Consider the following 450-nt stretch of genomic DNA (forward strand, 5'->3'; position numbering starts at 1 on the left):
CAATACGAGTGTCAGTCTTAGTCATGAAATGACCTTCGACTTCTTTTCTCATTTCATCACCATCTTCAATCCAGTCGATAATACCTGGAACTGCTTTAATAGGCAGGAATCCGTGCTTACCTTCAATGGTTCCACGAAGCTGTTCATGCAGTGCATGGAGTTCAGGGACATCAGTACGCATCTGCTGGGTCAGCATAAACTCTTTAATGCTACTGTCATTGTAGACAGGGGAAGAAGTTTCCTTTACAGGTAACAATTGGCATTTATCACCTAAGTAAACAATCTTACTTTGGTGAGTACCTTCGTTAATAAACTTCTTCAGTTTACGGTCAATCATTGATGCTTCATCAATAAAAATGACCTTATTCTTTTTGATACTGAAGGACTTAGATGGAATCAGGTCCGCTTCCCCAGTCTTTAGGTTATTCCGTACTGTCAGACCTTGAAAGG

At 40.4% G+C, this 450-nt stretch carries 1 protein-coding gene; it reads right to left on the minus strand.

All coding sequences use genetic code 11. The annotated features are described in order from the left end of the window. On the minus strand, positions 1-439 hold a 439-nt coding region (locus Y882_RS19500), incomplete at its 3' end, for an AAA family ATPase (RefSeq protein ID WP_342018602.1). Positions 440-450 lie beyond the last annotated feature (11 nt).

Origin of the sequence: Dyella japonica DSM 16301 (assembly GCF_001010355.1) — a bacterium.
GTDB lineage: Bacteria > Pseudomonadota > Gammaproteobacteria > Xanthomonadales > Rhodanobacteraceae > Dyella > Dyella japonica.